Genomic DNA, 22995 nt, shown 5'->3' on the forward strand with positions numbered 1-22995 from the left:
GTGCTGCGGGCGCTCACGCCGGGCCGCGCTCCAGGGCGTCGAACAGGGTGCCTGCGATGTTCAGCCCGGCGCCGGCGTCAATCTCGCGGATGCAGGTCGGGCTGGTCACGTTCACTTCCGTGAGGTGCCCGCCGATCACGTCGAGGCCGACGAAGCGCATGCCGCGACGCTTCATCTCCGGCCCGACGATGGCGGCGATCTCACGGTCGCGCTCGGTCAGCGGCCGCACTTCGCCACGCCCGCCGGCGGCGAGGTTGCCGCGGAACTCGGTGCCCTGCGGGATGCGCGCGAGGCAGTGCGAGACCGGTTCGCCATCCACCAGCAGCACCCGCTTGTCGCCGTTCGCGATCTCGGGAAGGAAACGCTGGGCCATGGCCAGGTGCTGGCCGTCGGCGGTCAGGGTTTCGAGGATGACGTTGAAATTGGGGTCGCCGTGGCGGCTGCGGAAGATCGAGCGCCCGCCCATGCCGTCCAGCGTCTTCAGCACGACCTCGCCGTGTTCTGCGGCGAACGCCTTGAATTCGGCGGCTTCGCGGCTCACCAGGGTGGGCGGGATGCAGGCGGGGAACATCAGGGCCGCCAGCTTCTCGTTGAGCTCCAGCAGGCCGGCCGGGTCGTTGGTGACGGCCGCGCCCTGCCGCTGGGCCGCCGACAGCACCTGGGTGTCGTGAAGGAAGTCGGCATCCACCGGCGGGTCCTTGCGCATCAGCACCTGGTCCATTTCGGCCAAGGGGCGCCAGGTGGCCTCGCCGAGCTGGAACCAGCCGGCCTTGTCGTCCTTCACCGACAGGGCGGCGAGCCGCCCTCCCGCCGCGCCACCTCGGAACCCGAGGCTGCCCGGAACGACGTAATGCAACGCCCACCCGCGACGCTGGGCCTCGAGCAACATCGCAAATGTGGAGTCCTTTACGATCTTGATGGACTCGATCGGGTCCATCACCACGGCCAGCCGACGCTGCATCCGGAACCGCCCTTCGGTGCGAGAATGTGAAACAGGGTATCAGGGGGCCGCAGGCACCGCAGAGCGTGGAATCATGAAGCGGGGCGCGGGCTTGACACGTTTTGTTGACACTGGGATATAGGTTGCGTTGCGGCGCGCCATGGCCTGCCCGGGCCTCCGCCGACGGCACTTTTGGGGATAGCGATGAGTGAAAGCAACGAGTCCGGCGCACTGGCGGGCCTTAGGGTCATGGTCATCGATGACTCGAAGACCATCCGTCGTACGGCGGAAACCCTGCTGAAGAAGGAAGGGTGCGAGGTCGTAACCGCGAACGACGGCTTCGAGGCGCTCGGCCGCATCGCCGAGGTGCAGCCGCAGGTGATCTTCGTGGACATCATGATGCCGCGCCTCGATGGCTATCAGACCTGCGCCCTCATCAAGTCCAACCAGCTCTTCAAGAACACGCCGGTGATCATGCTGTCGTCGAAGGACGGCCTGTTCGACAAGGCGCGCGGCCGCATCGTCGGTTCCGAGCAGTACCTCACCAAGCCCTTCACCCGCGACGAGTTGCTCGACGTCGTCCGCCGCTACGCGCCCGCCGCATGAGCGCCTTCGACCTCCTGCTCGACTACGAGCGCCGCTCGCTGGCCCACCAGCCGGGTCGCCCCGAGTTGGTCGAAGCGCCGGGCCACTGGCGCGGCGTGGGCTTCCGCATCGGCAAGCACCGCCTCGTCGGCGCGTTCGGCGACGTGGTCGAAATCATCAGCCTGCCCGCGATCACCGCCGTGCCCGGCTCGCAGCCCTGGATGCTCGGCCTCGCCAACGTCCGCGGCAGCCTCTACGGCGTGGTCGACCTCAAGCAGTTCCTCGAAGGTGAGCGCAGCGCCGTCAACGAGGGGCAGCGCTGCCTGCTCGTCAGGCAGCCGGGCGGCAACGTCATCCTGCTCACCGACGAGCTCTACGGCCAGCGTTCGTTCAACGACTCCCACCTCATCGAGCGCCCGGAATCGCTGGAGGGCCGCTATGCCGCGGTCATCGCCCGCGCCTACCGCGTCGCCGACGTGACGTGGGGCGTCCTCGACATCCCGCTGCTGTCCCGCACCCCCGAGTTCCGCCAGGCCGCCGCCTGACCGCCGCACCCGCTTGAGCCGCGCCCCAGCTTGAGTCAACCCGTTCCAATCCGAGGTCCGATGTAATGAGCGCTTCGAAAGTCACCTTCCAAGACCGCCTGACCAAGGTCGGCCTGCGCGTCTGGGCCTTCCTGCTCGCGGTGTCGCTGCTGATCTTCGCGGCGAACTTCTTGGCCGCGACGTGGTTCGCCGGGCAGATCAACAGCGCTTCGGCACTGTCCTTCGGTCTGCAGGTGGACGCGCAGAAGCTTGGTCGATACGCGACGGAGGCCATCGCCGGTCGCGAAGAAGCGTTCGCCGAACTCCAGGGCACGCGCGATGCCATCGTCACGGCGGTCGGCGCACTCAACGACGGCACCGGCGGCAAGGGAGTGCCCGGCTACAAGGGCGACCTCAACATGCCTCAGGTGAACGCGGCGCTCGGCCAGGTCACGGAGACCTGGACGCGCATGTCGGCCGACACCGACAAGATCCTCGGTGCGCAGGGCGAGATCATCGCGCTCGCCCAGACCGCGGACTCGTTCACCGGACGCATCCCGCGCCTCACCGCCCGTCTCGACGAGGTGGTGCGCGCCATGTCGGACGCCGGCGCCCCGGTCTCGCAGATCAACATCGCCAACCGCCAGATCGTGCTCGCCAACCGCATGGCGCAGCGCGTCGCGGAAATCCGCTCCGGTTCGGACCAGTCCGAAGCGCTCTCGCGCGACGCCGCGGTGTTCGCCCAGGTGCTGGCCGGCCTGAAGCAGGGCAACTCGGACCTCGGCGTCGTGGCGCTCACCTCGCCGAACGCACGCGCCGCCGTGGAAGCGGTGGAAACGCAGTACGCGGACGCGCAGAAGGAGCTCGAGAGCATCCTGACCACTGCGCCTAACCTCTTCGCGGTGCAGGCCTCTGGCGACGTGCTCTCCGGCGACGCCGAAGTGCTCGGCGAGAACAGCGCGGCGCTCGCTGGCGCCTTCGCCAACGCCAACGTCACCCGCATCTTCCCGAACAACTGGTGGGCCATCGGTGGTGGCCTCGGCCTGCTCATCGGCGTGGTCGGCCTGTTGCTGACGATCTTCTCGGACGGTCGCAAGCGCGAACGCCAGGCCACCGAGCTGAACCAGCGAAACCAGGAGGCGATTCTGCGCCTGCTGGACGAAATGGGATCGCTCGCCGAGGGTGACCTGACCGCCAAGGCGACGGTGACGGAAGACATCACCGGCGCGATCGCCGACTCGATCAACTTCGCTATCGACCAGCTGCGCACCCTCGTCGGAACGATCAACGAGACCGCCGTGCAGGTGGCCGCCGCCGCCCAGGAAACGCAGGCGACCGCGATGCACCTCGCCGACGCCGCCGAACACCAGGCGCAGCAGATCACCTCGGCCTCCGCGAAGATCAACGAAATCGCGGCGAGCATCGACGAGGTGTCGAAGAACTCCGCCGAATCGGCCGACGTGGCCCAACGCTCCGTGCAGATCGCCGCCAAGGGCGCCGAAGTGGTGCGCCAGACGATCCAGGGCATGGACAACATCCGTGACCAGATCCAGGAAACCTCGAAGCGAATCAAGCGCCTCGGCGAAAGCTCTCAGGAAATCGGCTCGATCATCGAACTGATCAACGACATCTCGGAACAGACGAACATCCTCGCGCTGAACGCCGCCATCCAGGCGGCCTCCGCGGGTGAAGCGGGCCGCGGCTTCGCGGTCGTGGCCGACGAAGTGCAGCGACTCGCCGAACGCGCCTCGAACGCGACGAAGCGAATCGAAGCGCTGGTCGCCACCATTCAGAGCGATACCAACGAAGCGGTGTCCTCGATGGAACAGACGACCGCGGAAGTGGTCGCCGGTGCCCGCCTCGCCGAGGACGCCGGCCTCGCGCTGGTCGAGATCGAAAAGGTGTCGAACGACCTCGCCGACCTCATCCAGAGCATCTCGGAAGCCTCGCGCCAGCAGTCGGCCGCCGCGACGAACATCACCGCGACCATGACCGTCATTCAGGAGATCACCACGCAGACCTCGCAGGGTGCGAGCCAGACGGCCGAGTCGATCGGCAACCTGGCCCAGCTCGCTGCCGACCTGCGCCGATCGGTCGCCGACTTCAAGCTGCCGGACTGATCCGCTCTCCCGCGGCATCCGCCGCGGCGTGACCCCCGTACTGCCGAGAGCGCACGATGCGTCTGCAAGACCAGAACGACTACACCACGCTGACCTGGGTCAAGCCGGAGATCGACGAAACCCTCAAGCTGGCCCGCCAGGGCCTCGAGGACTACGTCGAGAACGGCCAGGACCCGGCCCAGCTCGAACTGTGCGCCAACGGGCTCGCCCAGGTGCACGGCGCGCTGCGCATGGTCGAGCTCTACGGCGCGGCGATGGTCGCGGAGGAAATGCACGCGCTGGCCAAGGCGCTGATCGCTGGGGGCATCGAGGATCGCGACAACGCCTTCAGCGCGCTGATGCGCGGCATCATGCAGTTGCCCGACTATCTCGAGCGCCTGCAGACCGGCTTCCGCGACATTCCGCTGGTGCTACTGCCGCTGCTCAACGATTTGCGTGGCGCCCGTGGCGAGAAGGGTGTGTCCGAGGCGATGCTGTTCTCGCCGAACCTGGGCATCGAACTGCCGGCGAACGCCCGTGGGCCGAGCACGCCTTTGCCCGTCGACCAGGTCAAGCGCCGCGCCGAAGTCGCCAGCCAGCTGTTCCAGGGCTCGCTGTTGAAGTGGCTGAAGGACGGCGACAGAGGTTCCGCCCTGGACCTCGCCGACGTCTGCCTGCAGATGGTCGAGTTCACCAGCGCCGAATCGGCGCGCCGGCTGTTCTGGGTGGCGTCCTCGCTGCTCGATGCTGCGGCGCGTGGCGCCTTCCCGGTGGAGCGCGCGCACCAGCAGGTGATCGCCCGCATCGAGCGCGAGATCAAGCGCCTCGCCACCGAGGGCGACGCGGCCTTCCGCACCCAGCCGCCGGTCGAATTGACGCGGCAGCTCCTGTATTTCATCGCCCATGCGCCCGAGAAGTCCGGCCGCCTCGGCGAGGTCAATGCCGCGTTCGCGCTCGAGAGCTACATGCCGAGCGAGCGCGAGGTGGAACACGCACGCAGCGCGATGGCTGGCCACAACCGCGCCCTGCTGTCGACGGTCACCAATGCCATCAAGGAAGACCTCCTGCGCGTGAAGGACGCGCTTGACCTGCACATGCGCGCCCCTGCCGGCGTCGTCGCCGAACTCGGCGCGCAGATCGACACCCTCGACCGCGTCAAGGAAACCCTCGGCGTGCTCGGCCTCGGCGTGCCGCAGCGCGTCGTGCGCGACCAGCTCGCGACCATGCACGCCATCGCCGGCGGCCACCGTGCCCCGGACGAATCGGCCCTCCTCGACATCGCCGGTGCGCTGCTCTATGTCGAAGCGATGCTCGACGACCAGGTGGCGCGCCTTGGCGAAGGCGAGGCCGACGCCAACGCGCCGCAGCCGCTGCTGCCGGCCGCCGAAGCGCGCGCCGTGCTCGACGTGGTCGCCCGCGAAGCGCTGAACAATTTCAGCAGTGCGCGCGCCTGCTTCGTCGCCTTCGTCGAGACCCATTGGGACCACTCGCGACTGCAGGACGTCTCTCCCCTGCTGTCCGAAGTCGCCGGCGCCCTCCGGATCCTCGAAGTGCCCGCGGCGGTCGACCTGCTCACCGCCATCTCGCGCTTCACGGTGGAAGAGCTCATCGCCAAGCGTCGCGTGCCGACCGGCCACCAGCTCGATCGCCTCGCCGACGCCTTGGCCTCGGTCGAGTACTTCCTCGAGGCGATCCGCGATCGCCGGCCCAATCCGGACCAGATCCTCAACATCGCCCGCGAAAGCCTGACCGCCATCGGTTACTGGCCGCTGCCGGCCGCGCTTGCGCCCGCCATCGTGCCGGCGACGCCCGCGGCTCCGGCGTTCGAGCCGCCGATCACCGAAGCGTCGGCGGAATCGGTCGTCCCGGTCGATCCGGCCCTCATTGCCGCCATCGAAACCCCGGCCCCTGCCTTTGCCGAACCGCCCGCACCGGTGGCGCCGATCCCGGTGCCCCGCGTCGACGTGGCGGCCATCGTGGATACCCCGGCCCTCGCGCCGGCCGCTCCCGCGCCGAAGCCCGCGGCAGTCGTCGGCGAGCGCCTGCCGGGTTACGACGTCGCCTCGAACGAGGACGTCGACGCCGAGATCCAGGAAGTCTTCCTCGAAGAATTCTCGGAGGAGATCGAGAACCTCGGCACGCTGCTGCCGGCTTGGGCCGCGAAGCTCGACAACGTCGACGCGCTGCGCCCGATCCGTCGCGTGTTCCACACGTTGAAGGGCTCCGGCCGACTCGTGGGTGCCAAGGCGCTCGGCGAGTTCAGCTGGAAGATCGAGAACATGCTGAACCGCGTGCTCGATGGCACGCGCCCGCCGACCCAGGCGGTGCACGACATCGTCGCCGAGTGCGCGCGTGTGCTGCCGGACCTGCGCGCCGCGCTGGCCGGCGAGGAGCGCTACGCCGATCTCGACGGGCTGAAGGCCATTGCCGACCGCGTTGCCGCGGGTGAGGAAGCGCACTACGTCGCCCCGGCAGCCCATGCGCCGGAGCCCGACGCGCCGATCCAGGCTGCCGCGCCGGCCATCGAGCCGGTGCCTTCCGCGCCGTTCGCCGTCGAGCCGCCGCCGCTGCCCGAGGCCCCTGAACTGCCGCCCTACGTGCCGGTCGTTCGCGCGGCCAGCCATTGGCCGATGCTGCCGGCCTACGAAGCGGTTCCGGAAGGGGTGTCCTTCGCGCTGGACCCGGTGCTGCTCGAGATCCTCCGCCCCGAGGTCGAAGGCCACCTGGAAGTGGTCGACGAGTGGCTGGCCCGCTCGGAAGCGCAGGGCCCACAGCGCATCGAAGAGCGCCTGCTCCGCTCGGTGCACACGATGAACGGTGCTTTCGCGATGACCGAGGTCAGCGCGATCACCGGTGTCACCTCGCCGTTGGAAGGCTTCCTGAAGCGCCTGATTTCCGCGCACGCCCTGCCTTCCGCCGGGGACGTCGTGCTGGTTCGCCAAGCCACGTACGCCGTGCGCCAGACCCTCGACGCGCTGGCCGACCCCGAGGCGCGCCTGCCGCAGTTCCCGGCCCTGGCCGCGGCGCTGCAGGCCGTTCGCGACGCGCTGCCGGAGCCCGGCTCGCCGGTGCTCAGCCTTGGCGACGACGACACGATCGTCGCCGTCGACATGGGCGGCATCGACACCGCGGAAGTGCCGCGCTTCGACGCCCCGGCCGAGCCGGTCGCCGAAACCACCGCCCCGGAGGCCAGCGGTGAGCTCGCTCCGGCCGATGCCCAGGACCCCGAGCGCCTGACGCTCGACTCCTTCCTCGAGGCGCCGCTGCCGGTGGCGTTCGACATCGCCGAGAGCGAGTCCGTCGCCATCGAACCTTCCGTCGACGTCCCAGTCGACGCGACGCACGCCGCGGACGAGGCCTCCATCGCCGCTGCATTGCCGCCGGTCGACGATCGGGCCGAGGAAGCTGCCTACGCCGCCGAGTTGGCGGTGCTGAAGGCCCTCGCCGATGCCGAGGCGGCTGCCGCAGTCGAGCAGGCCGCGCGCGCCCAAGCCGAGCGGGACGCCCGCGTCGCCGCCGAAGCCGCAGCAGCGGCGGAAGCACAAGCGGCCGAACGTGCCGCCCAGGATGCCGAGGCGGCCGCTCTGGCTGCCGGACTGGCGGCGTTCGAGCAGGCGGAGCGCGAGGCGCGCGCCGCTGCCGAGCAGCGTGCCCGCGAGCAGTCCGAGCGCGAGGCCGCCGCCTTCGCGCAGATGCAGGCCGAGCTGGCCGAACAGGCCGCTCGCGCGCAAGCGGAGCAGGAAGCGCGTGAAGCCGAGGCTCGCGAGGCCGAAGCCCGCGCCGCTGCGGAACAGGCCGCCCGCGAGCAGGCCGAGCGCCAGCGCATCGCTGAAGAACTGGCCCGCCGCGAGGCGGCGCGTCTCGCCGCCGAATCGCCGTCCGGCGCCATCGACGCCGCCGGCGATACGGGCTTGGTCTTCGATGCCACCACCGTGCCCGACGCGGGCGATCCGGCCGATCCGGCCGATCCGGACGAGGCCCTCGACACCACCGAGATCGACACCGACCTGCTCGAGATCTTCCTCGATGAGTCGAGCGACCTGCTCGACCACAGCGACGGGCTGATGGCCCGCCTGCGCGACGAGCACGAGGATCGCGAGCTCATCACTGGCCTGCAGCGCGATCTGCATACCCTGAAGGGCGGCGCGCGCATGGCCGGCGTCTGGCCCATCGGCGAACTCGGCCATGCGATGGAATCGCTGCTCGAGGCCATCGCCGACGGCAAGCGCAGCCTCGACGCCCGCGGCGTCATCGTCCTCGAGCGCTGCTTCGACCGCCTGCACGCGATGACCACCCGCGTCACCGAGCGCAAGGCGATCGTCCAGCCGAACGGCCTCATCGCACAGGTGAATGCCCTCGCGCTCGGCCAGTCGCTGCCGGGTGCGGTCGCAGACGATGCTGAAGACGGCACGCCGTCCGCCGCCGTGACGGTCGCGGTCGACGCCCGCAAGCCCAAGCTCGCCGAGCTGTCCCGCCCGATCGACGACGTCCTCGACGACGACGACGGCGGTGCGCTGCGTGCCGCGCAGGAGCAGGTGCGCATTCGCGCCGACCTGCTCGACAAGCTGGTGACGTACGCCGGCGAGGTGGCCATCTACCGCGCCCGCCTCGAACAGCAGCTGGGTGCGTTCCGCGGCAACCTGAACGAACTCGAGCAGACGACGTCGCGTATCCGCGACCAGCTGCGCCGCCTCGAGATCGAGACGGAAGCGCAGATCGCCTCGCGCTACCAGCGCGAAGAAGAGACCAGCAAGCAGTTCGATCCGCTGGAATTCGACCGCTTCTCGACGCAGCAGCAGCTCACCCGCTCGCTGGCCGAGTCGACGAACGACTTGGGCAACCTCTACGACTCGCTCGACGAGCTGACCCGCGGCTACGAAGCCCTGCTGCTGCAGCAGTCGCGCGTGAGCTCGGACCTGCAGGAAGGCCTCATGCGCACGCGCATGCTGCCCTTCGAATCGCTGGTCCCGCGCCTGCGCCGCGTGCTGCGCCAGGCCTGCACCGACACCGGCAAGCAGGCCCAGCTCAAGGTCGACGGCGCCAGCGGCGAAATGGACCGCTCGGTGCTCGACCGCATGACGGCGCCCATCGAGCACATGCTGCGCAACGCCATCGCGCACGGCCTCGAAACGCCGGACGAGCGCCGGCAGGCGAAGAAGGATGCCGAGGGCACCGTCCGCATCGCGGTGGCGCGTGAAGGCTCCGAAGTGGTGCTGCGCCTCACCGACGACGGCAAGGGCCTCGATCGCGAGCGCATCTTCGCCAAGGCCGTCGAGCGTGGCCTGACGACGGCCGACGCCCAGCTCAGCGACGAGCAGGTGTTCGGATTCATCCTCGAGCCGGGCTTCTCCACCGCCGAGACGGTCAGCAAGCTCGCCGGCCGCGGCGTCGGCATGGACGTCGTCTACAGCGAAATCCGCCAGCTCGGCGGCTCGCTGCAGATCCGCTCCACGCCCGGCAAGGGCAGCGAGTTCACGGTGCGCTTGCCGTTCACCCTCGCGGTCACGCAGGCGGTGTTCGTCAAGATCGGCGAGACCCGCTTCGCGGTGCCGATCGCCTCGGTGCAGGGTGTCGCCCGCATCGGTCGCCCGGAGCTGGCGGAGCAGGAAGCCACCGGCAGCCCGGTGTTCCGCTACGCCGGCGAGGACTACGGCATCTACGACCTCGGCCGTTTGGTGGGCCATGCGCCCGCAAACGCGGAAGGCAGCCTGCAGATGCCGCTGCTGCTGGCCCGCTCGGGCGACCTGCGCGCGGCGATCTGCGTCGACCAGGTGCTGGGCAGCAAGGAAATCGTAGTCAAGCCGGTCGGCCCGCAGGTCAGCTCGGTCACCGGCATCTTCGGCGCCACCATCATGGGTGACGGTTCGGTCGTGGTGATCCTCGACGTCGCGCCGTTGGCCCGCCGCTTCAACGCCATCGCCGCCGAGGCCTTGGCGGAGGATCGTCCGGTCGCGCCGGCCGCCGCGCCGCTCGCCGAGCGCAAGGTGCCCTTCGTGATGGTGGTCGACGACTCGATCACCATGCGCAAGGTCACCGGCCGCGTGCTCGAGCGCCACAGCTTCGAGGTCGGCACGGCGAAGGACGGCATCGACGCCATCGAGAAGATGGCCGAGCGCGTGCCCGACCTGATGCTGCTCGACATCGAGATGCCGCGCATGGACGGCTACGAGCTGGCGCAGACGATGCGCGGCGACGCCCGCCTGCGCGACGTGCCGATCATCATGATCACCTCGCGCACCGGCGACAAACACCGCCAGCGCGCGTTCGAGATCGGCGTGAACCGCTACCTCGGCAAGCCTTACCAGGAGCCGGAGCTGATCCGCCACGTGTTCGAACTGCTGGCCGAGGTGGCTGCGCGTGGCTGACGGGTCGCGCCTGAAGGTTGCGCTGCTGGCTCGCGCCGGCGACGCCCGCGAGCAGCTCAAGCGCGCCATCACCGAGCTCGGCGCCGAGCTCGTGGTGGAGGCCGACCCGAATGACCTTGCGCCCGGGGCCCTGGTTTCCGCTGGCGCGACCACTGTGCTGGTGAGCGTCGAGCCGGCGGTCGAAGCCGCCCTCGATCGTCTCGAAGACGACCTGCTCGAGCCGTCGCTCAACGTCATGTTCGACGAGGCGGAGACGACGGCGAAGCTCGGCGGTTGGGATCTGAATCGTTGGGCGCGCCATTTGGCCGCCAAGTTGCTCGGCTGTGGCGTGCTGCCGCCCGGCGCCGAGCCGGAGGCGCACCAGGAGGCCGCCGCCTTCCTGGAACCCGGCGTGCCGACCACGCCGGCCGCGCTGGCGGACGAGGCCCGGATCGACGATTTCGCCGCCGAAATCAACGCGTCGGCGGCGGACGTGCCCAGCGCCTACCGGCCGAGCGATGCGCCGCCCACCGTCGAAGCCGCCGACACCGCACCCGCCACCGAGGTCGCGCCGCCGGCCGACTGGGTGACGCCGCCGGTGCAAGAGGGCGACCCGGAACACCTTGAACTCGACTTCGCTGCATTGGAAGAAGCGATGCAGGCGCCGGTGGTCGATGTCGGCGCCGCGGAGCCGGCCTCCCAAAGCGCGCCGGCCGCGTTCGCGGTCGCGGATGACCTCGATGTCGGCATGATCGATCTGCGCGGCCTCGAACTGGTCGACGACGTCGACGTGCCGGCGCCGGAACGTCCGTCGCAACCCTCCGTCTCCCTGCTCTCGGCGAAGGAGATCAGCTTCGACGCGCCGACCGCTTCATCATCCGCGATCGAGGCCGACGCGTTGTCGATGGACGTGGAAGAGCTGACCCTCACCGAGGAGGAGCTCGCGGCCTTCGGCGAAGGCGGTGGCTTCCGCTTCTCCAGCGGCGACACGTCGTCCGCCAAGGACGAGGAGGCCAGCGACGACACGCTGGCCATGGACCCCGAACTGGCGAAGCTTGCCGCGTCCTTCGACGAGAACCTCGATTCGCTCAGTTTCGAAGGCAGCAGCGAGGACCTCGACGACGGCTTCGCCGATTTCGATCGCCGCGAAACGCCGCTGGCGCTCGGACCGCAGGGCGAGACGCCGCTGGAGCCGGAGCGCGCTTTCGCCGAGCCGCCGCCGATCCCCGATTTCGATTTCGCGGAAGGGGCCTACGTCAGCGTTGCGAAGCCGGCGGCGATGCCGATCCCGGACACCAGTGGCCTGAGCCTCTCCGCCGAGGATGCCGCGCCGGTGGCCCCGGCGCCGGCCGCGGCCAACCCGGCCTTCAACTTCGCGGGGCTGGGCGGCCTGGAGCTCGCACCGATTGATGACGTGCCGGCCGTGGCGCCGCCGCCGCCTCCGCTGGCCGAGCCGGTGGTGATCCCCGATGTCGCCCACCTCAGCCTGAGCCCGCTCATCGAGGAAGGTGCCGAGGCCGCGGCCGCCACCGGAACGGTGCTGGTGCTCTCGGGCATCGGTGGGCCGGATGCCGTGCGCCAGCTCTTGCGTGCGCTGCCGGCCAGCTTTCCCCTCGCCGTGCTGCTTCAGCAGAACCTTGATGGCGGGCGCCACGACCGGTTCGTCGAGCAGCTCGCCAAGATCAGCCGCCTGCCGGTGGCCTTGGCCGAGCCCGCCGAAACGCCGCCGCCGGGTGCGGTCCGCGTTTTGCCGGAAGGTCTGTCCAGTGCCGGTGCCCTGAGCTTCCCCAAAGCCGAAGGCGTCGCTGCGCTGATCGCGGCAGCCACCGCGGTGCAGGGTGCCGTGGTCGTGCTCAGCGGTGCCGACGAAGCCGTGGTCGAGCCGCTCGTGCAGGCCATGGCCAAGGGCACGCGCGTGCTGGTACAGGACCCCGCCAGTTGCTTCGACGCCAAGGCCGTCGTCGCGCTGCAGGCCGCGGGCGCGTCGCCGGTGTCGGCCGCCGACATCGCGGCGCGGCTCGATGCCTATTTCCCCACTTGATGATGCGAACCGACCGGAACACGCCATGAGCACCGAGCTGAACGATATCCGAGGCGTGATGATCGCCGTGGGCGGTGGTGGTCGCCTGCTGCTGCCGAACGCGAACGTGGCGGAAGTGATCTCGTACTCCGAACCGGAGCGTGTCGACGCCGCGCCCGAGTGGCTGCTGGGCGTGGCGCGCTGGCGCGGTTGGCGCCTGCCGGTGCTGAGCTTCCCGCAGCTGGTGGGCTGGCCGTCCGAGACCGTGCAACTCGGCGCCAAGCTCGCCGTCTTGAAGGCGCTGGGCGGCAATCCGCGCCTGCCGTACTTCGCCGTGGTGTCGTCGGGCTTCCCGCGACTCGTCAGCGTCTCGCGCGAGCGCCTGTTGCCCGTCGAGGACATGCGTGAGCACCCGCTCGGCGTGCAGGCGCGCGTGCAACTCGGCGAGGACATCGCCGTGATTCCCGACCTGATGACGGTCGAGCTGCTCGTCGACGAAGCGCTCTCGAAGGTCGCCTGACGAAGGGCTTCAGCCCTTCGCGATGCGCTTGAGGACCGCGCGGCTCAGCGCCGCGCGAAGACCGTGATCTCTTCGCGGTCGTGGTAGAGCTGGCGCGCGCGCAAAGCCTTCAACTCGCCGGCCTGGGCGCGGAACAGGTCGAGGCACATCACCGTCTCGTCCCATCGCTTCTTCATCGGCAGCTTGAGGTTGAAGATCGCGTTGCGGCACCAGCCTTCGCGGAACCACTCGGCCATCCGTTCGGCGACGCGACGGGGCTGTTCGACCATGTCGCAGACCATCCAGTCGAGCGGACGCGCCGGCTGCCAGCGGAAGCCGTCCGCGCGCAGGTGCTCCACCTGCGGATGCCCGGCCACCGGTTCCTTCAGTGGGCCGTTGTCGACCGCGGTGACGCGAAGTCCCGCACGCACCAGCACCCAGGTCCAGCCGCCGGGCGCCGCGCCGAGGTCGGCAGCGCGAAGGCCGTCGCGCAGCAGCGTCTTGCGCTCCTCGTCGGTGAGCAGGGTGTGGATCGCCTCGTCGAGCTTGGCGGCGCTGCGGCTCGGCGCGTTCGGCGGCTGGCGCAGGCGCGGGATGCCACCCGGCCACGGGCTGCTGTCCTCCACGCGCGAGAGCGCGAGCTCCATCCGCGTGCCGGAATGCACGAGCACGTGCAGGCGCGGCTTGCGCGCATCCGGCTTGTCGGTGAGCCAGCCCGGCTTGCGCAGTGCAGGGCGCAGGGCGTTGCCGAAGCCGCGGGCGAGGCCGGCCAGCTCGCGGCCCTCGTCGGCGTCGCTGTGCTCGACGACGAGGTCGCCGAAGCGCAGGGCACCGCCCGAGGCGGCGGCGACCGTTTCGCGGGTCGTCTCGAGCGCGGCCAGCAGCGGCGTGATGCGATCGGTTGGATCGAGGCCGTCGAGCCGTGCAAGGCCGAGCAGCTTCTGCCGGGCGAATATCAGGTCATCGAACGCGAGCTGCCTCTCGAGCAGCGCGGCGCTGGCGCAGACGTAGCGCACCACGCCGCTGCCGCGCTCGGTGGTGGCATGCCCCCAGTGGTCGCGCTCGCCCGCACGCGCGGTGAGCTCGGCGGCGAGCTCGGGCTCGAAGCCCGGCCGGCAGTAGGCGAGCAGGGCCGGTTCGGGCTTGGCGGTGCTCATCGGCTCAATAGACCTTGCCGGCGCGGCCGTACTCGGCGAGCACGGCGCAGGCCTCGTTGCGGCGCAGGTCGGTGACGACGGCGATGCCGCGCTTCACCAGCTCCCCTTGCCAGTCCGCGGGCAGGGGGCCTTCGTCGAAGCCCGCCAGCGATTCCACGTCCTCGGCACGGGCGCCGATCAGCAGCCGATCGATGCCGGCCCAGACGCTGGCGCCGTAGCACATGCAGCAGGGCTGCGAGGACGTGGCCAGGGTGATCGGGCCGCGCTCGGCGTTGAGGCGGAACTGCTGTACGCGCTGCTGGCTGGTGGCGAAGGCCATCATCTCGGCGTGCGCGATCGAGGTGCTGTGCGGCACCACGCGGTTCACGCCGACGCCGATCAAGCGGCCTTCCGGCGAGAACACGGCGGCGCCGAAGGGACCGCCGCTGCCGTGCTCGACGTTCAAGGCCGAGAGGCGGATCGCCAGCGCCATCTTGGCGTCGTCATCGGCGTAGTCGGCCGAGGCATCGACGGCCTCGTGCACCCATGCGGGCAGCGTGAGGTGCACTTGCGCGTAAAGCATCAGCGCACGGCCTCGCCACTGGTGGCTGGGCCGGCTTCGCAGCGGCCCTCGACGCAGGTGCAGCCTTGGATGTCGCGGAAGCCGCAGACCGACTGCATGTCGTTCTTCGCGCACTCGGCCTTCACCTGCTCGGGGAAGGTCGGACTGTCCTTGTTGACGCAGGCCGGGTAGTAGCCGCAGCAATTGCCCACGTCCTTGACGGCGCAGTCGGCGTCGGTGGTGCAGGAGTAGTCCACCTCACCGGGCTTGCCGGCCTCGGTTTCAGGCACGGGTGCGCTCGAAACGGGCTGCTCGATCAGCGGCTTGCCGCTCGCGTCGGTGGCGGCACTGCCGTTGCCCGACGTTGTGCTGCCGCAGGCGCCCAAGACAAAGGCGCCGAAGGCGACGGTGAGCGCGAAGGCGAGATGGCGGAGCGATCGGGGGGGCTGCTGCATGTCAGGCTCCTTTCGCGGCCCAGCTGTCGCGCAGGGTCACGGTGCGGTTGAACACTGGTCGTTCGGCCGCATGGTCGTAACGCTCGGCGGCGAAATAGCCGAGGCGCTCGAACTGCACGGCGGATTCGTTGGCCAGCACGGCGGCGGCGGGCTCGATGTATCCGGTGACCACGCGAACGGAATCCGGATTCAGATGGTCGCGGTAGGTCTTTCCGCCCTCGTCGTTGTCCGGGTTCTCGACCGAGAACAGACGGTCGTAGAGGCGGACCTCGGCCTTGATGCCAGCGTTCCCGCAGACCCAATGGATGGTGCCCTTCACCTTGCGGTTGGCGCCCTCCATGCCCGGCCGGCTTTCCGGGTCGAGCGTGCAGTGCAGCTCGACGACGGCGTCACCGTCCTTGATGACCGCGTCGCACTTCAGGATGCCGGCGCCGCGCAGGCGCACTTCGCCGCCGGGCACGAGGCGATGGAAGCCCTTCACCGGCGTTTCCATGAAGTCCTCGCGTTCGATCCACAGCGCGTTCGAGAACGGCACGTCGCGCTGGCCCTTGCTCTCGTCCTTCGGGTGGTTGGCGAAGCGGAGCGTCTCGCGGTGGCCTTCGGGCAGGTTGGTGATCGTGACCTTGATCGGGTCGATCACCGCCATGCGGCGCTCGGCCTTGGCATCAAGCACGTCGCGGATGCAGCCCTCGAACACCGAGAAGTCGATGACCGAGTTCTGCTTGGAGATGCCCACGCGCTCGGCCAGCAGGTGCAGGGCCTCGGGCGGCACGCCGCGGCGGCGGATGCCCTGCAGCGTCGGCATGCGCGGGTCGTCCCAGCCGGCAACCAGCCTCTCGTTGACCAGCGCGAGCAGCTTGCGCTTGCTCATCACGGTGTAGTTGATGTTGAGGCGCGAGAACTCGATCTGACGCGGCTTGGCGGCTTCGTTCGGCACGCCCTTGTCAGTGAGCGGCTTCAGCAGTTCGGGACGTTCGTGCAGGCGAACATGGTCCACGGCCCAGTCGTACAGCGGTCGGTGGTCCTCGAATTCCAGCGTGCACAGCGAGTGGGTGATGCCCTCGATGGCGTCCGACAGTGCGTGCGCGTAGTCGTACATCGGGTAGATCGGCCAAGCGTCGCCCGTGGCCTGGTGGCTCACCTTCTTGATGCGATACAGCGCCGGGTCGCGCAGGTTGATGTTGCCCGAAGCCATGTCGATCTTCGCGCGCAGCGTACGGGCACCGTCTGCGAACTCGCCCGCCCTCATCCGACGGAAGAGATCAAGATTCTCCTCGACGCTGCGATTGCGGAACGGCGATTCGCGGCCCGGCTCGGTGAGGCTGCCGCGGTACTGGCGCACTTCTTCGGCCGATAGGTCGCAGACGAAGGCCTTGCCGTCGCGGATCAGCTGCTCGGCGGCGAGGTAGAGCACCTCGAAGTAGTCCGAGGCATGGCGCAGCTCGTGCCACTCGAAGCCGAGCCAGCGCACGTCGGCCTTGATGGCCTCGACGTACTCGAGGTCTTCCTTCTCGGGGTTGGTGTCGTCGAATCGCAGGTTGCAGTGCCCGCCGAACTCGGCGGCGATGCCGAAGTTCAGGCAGATCGACTTGGAGTGCCCGAGGTGCAAATAGCCGTTGGGCTCCGGCGGGAAGCGGGTGTTGATGTGGCCGTGCTTCCCGCTGGCGAGGTCCTCGCGGACGATGTTGCGGATGAAGTCGGTGCGGGCCGGGGTGGCCTCGGCCGCGGTGGACGGTTCGCTCATGGCGCCTGGAAATGGAGACGGGGCAGACCGCGAAGTCTACCCCGCCGGGCACCTCGTCGCCCCGCGCGGGGGGGGCGGGACGCCTTACTCGGTGAAGCGGAAGCTGGAGATCTCGCAGACGTCGATGCCGTGCTTGACCACTTCATCGCCGTCGCTGAACTCGGCCTTGAAGTCGAACTTGCAGTAGCCCGTACCGTCGTCGAAATTGATCATGACGGACTGGCCCGGCTCGAGCACCTTGTCGCCGAGGATGTCTTCTTCCCAGTCGGTGGTGCCGGCGTTCGAACCGAAGAACCGGACGATGGTGTGGCTCGTCTCGTTGATGATGCGGACCCGGCGGTCTTCCTGGGCGCTCGCCGTGCCGCTGGCCAGGCCGGCGAGGGTGAGCACGACAAGGAGGATCGTGGTGCGGATGGCGGAGAGGTAGGACTTCACACGGGGAACTCCTCGGTTGGGAGCCCCGATCGTCGCGTATTCGCCGCGTGATGGGGAGTCACTTCCTGTCAAAGGCCGGGGGTAGCCCGCGTTGCGGGGCGGCTGGGGCGATCTGTCAAAAGCCGTCAAGGGTCGCAGCCCTTCCGCTAGAGTGGGGTTTCTCTCCCGCCTGCTCCCGCCCCGCATGCACGTGCGCCTGACCACCCTGGCCTTGGCCGCCATCGCCCTGCTGCTGCTCGCGGCGGTGGCGGTGGCGCCGGCCATGCGCATGGATCTCGCGCGCAGCGGCGTGCCGCTGAAGGTCGCGTCGACAGCGGCGCCCAACGACGTGCCCCTGTCCGACATCCTCAGCGGGCGCTATCAGCCCGGGTTCTTCCCGGCGCTGGACGGATCGGTGCAGGCCGCGCCGCGCGCGGACCGCATCGTGTGGTTGCGCCTTCAGGCCAACGTGCCGCCGCGGGAGGCCGGCGAGCGCTGGTACGTCCGGCTCGAACGCGCGCCGGTGGATCGCGTGGCCGTCCTTCTGCCCGGCGCGCCGGAACGCGAGGTGGCGGAGGCCCGCTATTTCCGCCTCGGCAGCTGGGATGCGCGTTGGCCCGACGGCTTCGTGTTGCCCTTGCCCGACGCGGTTGTGGGCGACGTGGCGCTCTACGTGCGCGTGGAAGGGAATGTCGATGCCGACCTGCGGCCGCAGCTGATCGACGGCCGCGTGCTCGCCGAGCGCGAGGCGGCCGCGCTGCGCCTGTTCGCGCTCGTCTACGGCGTGCTGCTGGTGTCGCTGGCACTGTGCGTGGTCCCGGCGGTGCGGCGTTCGGGTGCCGGCGGTTGGAGCATGGCCGCGCTGACCGCCGTCTCTGCGCTGGCCATCGCCCTGATCAACGACCACCTGCCGCTGCCGCTGCGTGCCGTACTCGATCCCTGGTTGGCCGGTGGGCTCGTCTACGCGGTCACCATCCTGATCGCGGGGGCCCTGCTGATCGTCGCGCGCCACCAGTCCGGGCTGAAGGCGAACTCGGCGACGCTGGCGCACTGGTACCACCGCTTCGGGCTCGTGCTGATCCTGCTGGCCTTCGCCGGCACCCGCGTTCCGCCCGAGTACGCCGACCTTCTGAGGCAGGTGGCGGAACTCGTCTGGTCGCAGGCGTGGCTGCTCGTGCTCGTGGCCTTCGCGCTGGACCGTCGCCGCCTCCGCTCGGTGCCGATCGCCCTGATGGCGCTGCTGATCGCGGCGCTGGTGGTGCGCGCGCTGGCCGCCGGTGGCGCCGTGCCGGCGTCCGCGCTCGCGCTCTACGGCTACCAGTTGCTCATCGCCACCTTGATGTTCGCGCTGGTCCTGCTGCCGTGGATGCGCGGCCTCCCCGTGGAGGCGCCGAAGGTCGCCGCCCCGGAGCCCGAGGTTCCGGTCGAGGAGCGCTGGTCGCGCGCCGAAGCGAAGATGGTCGCGGCCATCGACGCGGCGCTGCGCTACGGCGGCGGAGCGGAAGCCGACTGGGTGGTGGCACGCCGGCTCATCGAGACGCTGAAGCCGCTGCTGGAGGCGCGCTCCGTCGCCGTGGCGCGCTCCACCCTGCACGGCGAGGACACGATCATCGCTGAGCCGGGGGACACCGAATCGGTCTACGCGATCCTGCTGCGCGATCGGGCCCGCGTGCTGCGCTCGCTGCTCCGCCTCGGCACCCCGCAGCAGCTCGTCCTGCCGATGGGCATCGATGGTCCGAGCCAGGTGGCGATGGTGCCGTATCTCGTCACCGAACGCGGTTGGACCGCCCTGTTCGCCGAGCGTCGCCGTCGTGGCTTCGAGCCGGACGAACTCGCCCGCATCGAGATGATGGTCACCTCGGCGCGTCGGGTCGCGGCCAGTGCGCTCGATGAGCGCGAGGCGACGATCCGCGCCGATCTCGATCCGGTGCTTGACGTGCTGAACGCCGAGGCATTGCAGCGGGATTTGCGCACGGCCTTCGAGCGCTGCCGCGACAACAACGAGCCGATCGCTCTCCTGCGTGTGCCGCTGGCGGGCGAGGGCGGGTTCGAAGGGCGCGCCAAAGCGCTGATCGGAGCACTCGAAGTCCTCGATGCCTTGCCGTCCCACCTGCTGGGCCGTCCGGGCCCCGACGAACTGTGGATGGTGCTCCCCGGCCTCGACGTGCCGGCCGCGAGGGCCTTCGCCGAGGCCCTGCACCAGCGACTGTCCCCGGTCGCCGCGCCGGTGTCGGGGCTCGCGCCCGCGGGCAGCCGCCCCATGGTGGCCGAGTGGGTGATCGGCATCGCGGCGATGTTGGTCGGCGAGCGCGTGCCGCGCCCGATGATCGAACGTGCGGGCGAAGCGCTCGATCGGGCCCGCGTGCCCGGAGCGCAGGCCGTCCAGGCCGTCGTGCCGGCGCTACACTGAGGCATGCTCCGGCTCGTCATCGGCAACAAGAACTACTCCTCGTGGTCGCTGCGGCCCTGGCTGCTGCTGCGCCATTTCGAAGTGCCCTTCGACGAGGTCCGCCTGCCGCTCGACACCCCCGAGTTCCAGCAGCGCATCCCCGATTACTCGCCCACGGGCCGCGTCCCGGTGCTGCACGACGGCACTCGCGTGGTCTGGGATTCGCTGGCCATCTGCGAGTACGTCAACGAGACCTTCCTCGAGGGCCGTGGCTGGCCGTCGGATCCCTCGCTGCGATACCTCGCCCGTTGCGCCGCCGCGGAGATGCACTCCGGCTTCGGGCCGCTGCGTGCGCAGTTGCCGATGAACTGCCGGCGCACGCCGAACGCCTATCGCTGGAACGCCGATGCCGAGGCCGACATCCGCCGCGTGCTCACACTCTGGCGCGAGTTGCGTCGTCGTGCCGGCGGGCCGTTCCTGCTCGGCGATTTCGGCATCGTCGATGCGATGTTCGCACCGGTCGCCATCCGTTTCCGCGGCTATGGCGTCGTGCTCGACGACAACGCGAGGCACTACAGCGGTGCGCTGTTCGCGTTGCCGGCGATGCGCGAATGGCAGGCCGCGGCCGAAGCCGAGACCGAGCGACTGGGCCACGATGCGCTCTGACCGGGGTGCGCTGCTGGCGATGGCCGGCGGCGCCAGCCTGATCAGCCTGACCGGCATCCTCGTGCGCTACGCCGACGTGCCGCCGACCGTCGCGGGCTTCTGGCGCATGGCCTTCGGCGGTTCGATGCTGGCCCTCGTGCTGTTTGCGCTGAAGCGCTGGCGGCACGTGCCGGCCCGCGCCTGGCTGTTCTGCCTGTGGCCGGCGTTCGCCTTCGCCGCCGACCTGTGGCTCTGGCACCGCAGTATTCACGCGATCGGCCCCGGCCTGGCGACGTTGCTGGCGAACACGCAGGTGTTCTTCATGGTGGCGGCCAGCGTGCTGTTCTTCGGCGAGCGCCTGCATGCGCGCTTCGCGCTTGGCGTCGCGCTGGCCTTCGGTGGGCTCGCGCTGATCCTCGGCGATGGTTGGTCGACCTTGGCCGCCGAGTCGAAGGCCGGCGTGTGGCTCGGGCTGGCAACGGGCGTCGCCTATGCCGCGTACAACCTCGGGCTGAAACGCAGCCAGCGCGAGGCACCCCTGGCCGCCGAGCCGATCCTCGTCGTCTCGACGCTGCAATGCGCCGTGATGCTCGGCCTCGCCGGCCTCGTCGAAGGCGTGTCCTTCGCCATTCCCGACACCCGCAGCCTCGTCGCGCTGCTCGCGCTTGGGTTGATCGGCCAATGCCTCGGCTGGGTGCTGATCGGCCGGGCCCTGCCGCGCATCAGCGTGGCCAGCGTCGGCCTGCTCCTGCTGCTGCAGCCGCTGCTGGCCTTCGTGTTCGACGTTCTGCTGTTCTCGCGCCCGACGGCTACCCACGAGTGGATCGGCGTGGCCATGTCGCTCGCCGGCATCTTCGTCGCCGGCCTGAAGCCTGCGGCACCTCAGGGCAACGCGGCGACCTCGCAGACGTAGACGATCTCGCAGGCGCCGTCGCCGCTGTCGTCGCGGCGCAGCGAGGTCGACCAGCGGTAGCCCTCCGCCGTTTCGATGTCGACCAGCCAGCCGGTGAGGCGCACGCGGCGGCCTTCCTCAAGCTCGGCGAGGCGCTTCGCGACGGCGGGCGTGGCCGGGATCATGTGCATGTTGCTGCTGCTGGTGATGATGGTTTCCAGCGGCAATGGCGGTCCTTCCGGGCCCCAGCGGTAGTGGTACCAACGGCCCGACTGCGAAATGTCGAGGGCCTCGTAGACGGCGGGATCGGACATCGGGCCCCAGCCCAACGCGAGGTCGAGCGGTGAGACCGCGGCCTCGCGGCCGAAGCGGTAGCGCTCGACGCCGAGCACGGTCGCTTCGACGGCGAAACCGGCGCGCGGCGTGGCCCGGTGCTCGTCGAGTTGGAACGGCGGCATCGACGGCGGCGTGGCCAGCTGCACCGGTGAAGGGGCGGGGCCGATCCGCGGCATCACGCACGCGGTCGGCGCGCCGCTCGGGTCGCGCGCGGGCACGACCGAGGGCGCCCGCGATTGCCACCAGCCGAACGCGACGCAGCCGGCCATCACGAGGAGCAGGGTGCGGGGCACGGGCCCCAGCCCGCCAGGGAACAGCCCGCTCATTCGCGCGCCTCGAGGCGCAGGAGCTCGGCAGGAAGGCGCGCCAACACGTCGGCGAAGCCGCGCAGGAAGGTGGCTCGGGCGGAACTCTTGCGCCAGAACAGGGCGATGCGGCGCTTCGGCGCCGGGGCCGCGAAGGGCAGCAGGCGCAGGTTGGGCTGCGGCGGCACCGGGGGCTTCACCGCCAGCACCGGCAGTAAAGTCATGCCCACGCCCGCGGCCACCATCTGCCGCAGCGTTTCCAGCGAGGTGGCGCGGAAGCCGTCCTTTTCGCTGGCCCCGGCGAGATGGCAGACATCCAGCGCCTGTTCGCGCAGGCAGTGGCCGTCCTCAAGCAGCAGCAGGTGCTCGTGCTGCAGCGTGTCGAGGCTGAGCGCCGCCCGCTTGCGGCCGCGCGGCGTCGCCAGCGGGTGCTTCTCCGGTACGGCCAGCACGAAGGGCTCGTCGAACAGCACCGCGTGTTCTAGCCCCTCGTCGTCGACGGGCAGGGCGAGCACGGCCGCGTCGATGCGCCCTTCGCGCAGCCGGGTGATCAGGTCGGCGGTCTTTTCTTCGACCAGCAGGAGTTCGAGCTTGGGGTAGCGGGCGCGCAGCGGGCCCACGACATGCGGGAGCAGGTAGGGCCCGAGCGTGGGGAACAGGCCAAGGCGCAGGGTGCCGGATTCTGGGTCGTGAGCGCGGCGGGCGATCTCGCGCATTTGTTCCACTTCCGCGATGACATTCCGGGCGCGCTGGGCGATCGCCGTGCCGGCCTCGGTCAGCATCACCTTGCGCGGCGCGCGTTCCACCAGGGCGACGCCGAGTTCGTCCTCGAGCTTGCGGATCTGGGTGGACAGGGTGGGCTGGCTGACGTGGCTGGCCTCGGCCGCGCGGCCGAAATGCCGGTGGTCGGCGAGGGCGAGCAGGTAGCGCAGGTCGCGGAGGTTCATGCCGATAGCCTACAGCTATCAAAGCTATGCGTTCAATTCATTTCATCTTTTTGTGCAGTGCGGCTACATTGCGCCCCGTGGCCCCCGCCCCCACTTCCCCCGGCGACGCGCGGGCTCCCCTTCGCTCACTTCCCTTGTCCACCCGACCTTCCCCACCAG

17 protein-coding genes are annotated in these 22995 nt (G+C 69.9%); 9 read left to right on the plus strand and 8 right to left on the minus strand.

The genetic code is table 11. The features are described from left to right. Positions 1-13: 13 nt before the first annotated feature. Positions 14-961 carry a glutathione synthase gene (gene gshB, locus O9255_RS05505; protein ID WP_297865839.1) on the minus strand — a complete coding sequence of 316 codons (948 nt, stop codon included), beginning with the start codon at positions 959-961 and terminating at the stop codon, positions 14-16. A gap of 183 nt (positions 962-1144) precedes the next feature. Here gshB and pilG point away from each other — a divergent pair, with 183 nt between their 5' ends. The 6 genes from pilG (at position 1145) to O9255_RS05535 (ending at position 13032) form a co-directional block, all read left to right on the plus strand. Next, positions 1145-1546 carry a twitching motility response regulator PilG gene (pilG, locus tag O9255_RS05510; protein WP_297865840.1) on the plus strand — a complete coding sequence of 134 codons (402 nt, stop codon included), beginning with the start codon at positions 1145-1147 and terminating at the stop codon, positions 1544-1546. Then, on the plus strand, positions 1543-2070 hold the full coding sequence (locus O9255_RS05515) for a chemotaxis protein CheW (protein WP_297865841.1): 528 nt from the start codon (positions 1543-1545) through the stop codon (positions 2068-2070). Before pilG ends, O9255_RS05515 begins: the two co-directional genes overlap by 4 nt. Positions 2071-2135: 65 nt before the next feature. Continuing rightward, the gene (locus O9255_RS05520; RefSeq protein ID WP_297865842.1) at positions 2136-4169 is read left to right on the plus strand and encodes a methyl-accepting chemotaxis protein; all 2034 of its coding nucleotides are present in this window, start codon (positions 2136-2138) and stop codon (positions 4167-4169) included. A gap of 56 nt (positions 4170-4225) precedes the next feature. Beyond that, positions 4226-10513: a response regulator gene (locus O9255_RS05525; protein WP_297865843.1), complete on the plus strand. Its 6288-nt coding sequence runs from the start codon at positions 4226-4228 to the stop codon at positions 10511-10513. Further along, positions 10506-12533, plus strand: coding sequence for a chemotaxis protein CheB (locus O9255_RS05530; RefSeq protein WP_297865844.1), 2028 nt, complete (start codon positions 10506-10508; stop codon positions 12531-12533). Before O9255_RS05525 ends, O9255_RS05530 begins: the two co-directional genes overlap by 8 nt. Before the next feature lie 25 nt (positions 12534-12558). Beyond that, entirely contained in the window at positions 12559-13032 is a 474-nt protein-coding gene (locus tag O9255_RS05535) for a chemotaxis protein CheW (protein ID WP_297865845.1), read from the plus strand. A gap of 44 nt (positions 13033-13076) precedes the next feature. Here O9255_RS05535 and rlmM read toward each other — a convergent pair whose 3' ends face one another. The 5 genes from rlmM to O9255_RS05560 all read right to left on the minus strand — a co-directional run bounded on the left by rlmM (position 13077) and on the right by O9255_RS05560 (position 17343). Continuing rightward, positions 13077-14168: a 23S rRNA (cytidine(2498)-2'-O)-methyltransferase RlmM gene (gene rlmM, locus O9255_RS05540; protein WP_297865846.1), complete on the minus strand. Its 1092-nt coding sequence runs from the start codon at positions 14166-14168 to the stop codon at positions 13077-13079. Positions 14169-14172: 4 nt separating this feature from the next. After that, complete coding sequence (locus O9255_RS05545) at positions 14173-14730, minus strand: nucleoside deaminase (RefSeq protein ID WP_297865847.1); 558 nt, start codon at positions 14728-14730, stop codon at positions 14173-14175. Further along, complete coding sequence (locus tag O9255_RS05550; RefSeq protein ID WP_297865848.1) at positions 14730-15164, minus strand: hypothetical protein; 435 nt, start codon at positions 15162-15164, stop codon at positions 14730-14732. Before O9255_RS05550 ends, O9255_RS05545 begins: the two co-directional genes overlap by 1 nt. A gap of 1 nt (position 15165) precedes the next feature. Beyond that, a complete protein-coding gene (locus O9255_RS05555) occupies positions 15166-16908 on the minus strand; it encodes a glutamine--tRNA ligase/YqeY domain fusion protein (RefSeq protein ID WP_297865849.1) in 1743 nt (580 codons plus the stop codon). An 84-nt stretch (positions 16909-16992) separates the two neighbouring features. Further along, the gene (locus tag O9255_RS05560) at positions 16993-17343 is read right to left on the minus strand and encodes a hypothetical protein (protein ID WP_297865850.1); all 351 of its coding nucleotides are present in this window, start codon (positions 17341-17343) and stop codon (positions 16993-16995) included. A 184-nt stretch (positions 17344-17527) separates the two neighbouring features. On the opposite strand from O9255_RS05560, the gene O9255_RS05565 reads away from it, so the two are divergent. Genes O9255_RS05565 through O9255_RS05575 form a run of 3 tightly spaced genes read left to right on the plus strand, consistent with a single transcriptional unit; the run spans position 17528 to position 21269 of the window. Continuing rightward, a complete protein-coding gene (locus tag O9255_RS05565) occupies positions 17528-19732 on the plus strand; it encodes a hypothetical protein (RefSeq protein WP_297865851.1) in 2205 nt (734 codons plus the stop codon). Positions 19733-19735: 3 nt separating this feature from the next. Next, on the plus strand, positions 19736-20377 hold the full coding sequence (locus O9255_RS05570) for a glutathione S-transferase family protein (protein WP_297865852.1): 642 nt from the start codon (positions 19736-19738) through the stop codon (positions 20375-20377). Next, positions 20367-21269: a DMT family transporter gene (locus tag O9255_RS05575; protein ID WP_297865853.1), complete on the plus strand. Its 903-nt coding sequence runs from the start codon at positions 20367-20369 to the stop codon at positions 21267-21269. The genes O9255_RS05570 and O9255_RS05575 overlap by 11 nt, the downstream gene beginning before the upstream one ends. Here the strand turns inward: O9255_RS05575 and O9255_RS05580 are convergent. Continuing rightward, a complete protein-coding gene (locus O9255_RS05580; protein ID WP_297865854.1) occupies positions 21239-21877 on the minus strand; it encodes a hypothetical protein in 639 nt (212 codons plus the stop codon). The two genes, O9255_RS05575 and O9255_RS05580, sit on opposite strands and share 31 nt — an antisense overlap. A 29-nt stretch (positions 21878-21906) precedes the next feature. Continuing rightward, complete coding sequence (locus O9255_RS05585) at positions 21907-22836, minus strand: LysR substrate-binding domain-containing protein (protein ID WP_297865855.1); 930 nt, start codon at positions 22834-22836, stop codon at positions 21907-21909. Positions 22837-22995 lie beyond the last annotated feature (159 nt).

The organism is Silanimonas sp., assembly GCF_027530345.1.
Taxonomy (GTDB): Bacteria; Pseudomonadota; Gammaproteobacteria; order Xanthomonadales; family Xanthomonadaceae; genus Silanimonas.

Bases quoted from the DNA above. Each gene is read 5' to 3' on its own strand.
- gshB (WP_297865839.1), bottom strand. From the start codon at position 961: ATGCAGCGTCGGCTGGCCGTGGTGATGGACCCGATCGAGTCCATCAAG.
- pilG (WP_297865840.1), top strand. From the start codon at position 1,145: ATGAGTGAAAGCAACGAGTCCGGCGCACTGGCGGGCCTTAGGGTCATG.
- O9255_RS05515 (WP_297865841.1), top strand. From the start codon at position 1,543: ATGAGCGCCTTCGACCTCCTGCTCGACTACGAGCGCCGCTCGCTGGCC.
- O9255_RS05520 (WP_297865842.1), top strand. From the start codon at position 2,136: ATGAGCGCTTCGAAAGTCACCTTCCAAGACCGCCTGACCAAGGTCGGC.
- O9255_RS05525 (WP_297865843.1), top strand. From the start codon at position 4,226: ATGCGTCTGCAAGACCAGAACGACTACACCACGCTGACCTGGGTCAAG.
- O9255_RS05535 (WP_297865845.1), top strand. From the start codon at position 12,559: ATGAGCACCGAGCTGAACGATATCCGAGGCGTGATGATCGCCGTGGGC.
- rlmM (WP_297865846.1), bottom strand. From the start codon at position 14,168: ATGAGCACCGCCAAGCCCGAACCGGCCCTGCTCGCCTACTGCCGGCCG.
- O9255_RS05545 (WP_297865847.1), bottom strand. From the start codon at position 14,730: ATGCTTTACGCGCAAGTGCACCTCACGCTGCCCGCATGGGTGCACGAG.
- O9255_RS05550 (WP_297865848.1), bottom strand. From the start codon at position 15,164: ATGCAGCAGCCCCCCCGATCGCTCCGCCATCTCGCCTTCGCGCTCACC.
- O9255_RS05555 (WP_297865849.1), bottom strand. From the start codon at position 16,908: ATGAGCGAACCGTCCACCGCGGCCGAGGCCACCCCGGCCCGCACCGAC.
- O9255_RS05565 (WP_297865851.1), top strand. From the start codon at position 17,528: ATGCACGTGCGCCTGACCACCCTGGCCTTGGCCGCCATCGCCCTGCTG.
- O9255_RS05570 (WP_297865852.1), top strand. From the start codon at position 19,736: ATGCTCCGGCTCGTCATCGGCAACAAGAACTACTCCTCGTGGTCGCTG.
- O9255_RS05575 (WP_297865853.1), top strand. From the start codon at position 20,367: ATGCGCTCTGACCGGGGTGCGCTGCTGGCGATGGCCGGCGGCGCCAGC.
- O9255_RS05585 (WP_297865855.1), bottom strand. From the start codon at position 22,836: ATGAACCTCCGCGACCTGCGCTACCTGCTCGCCCTCGCCGACCACCGG.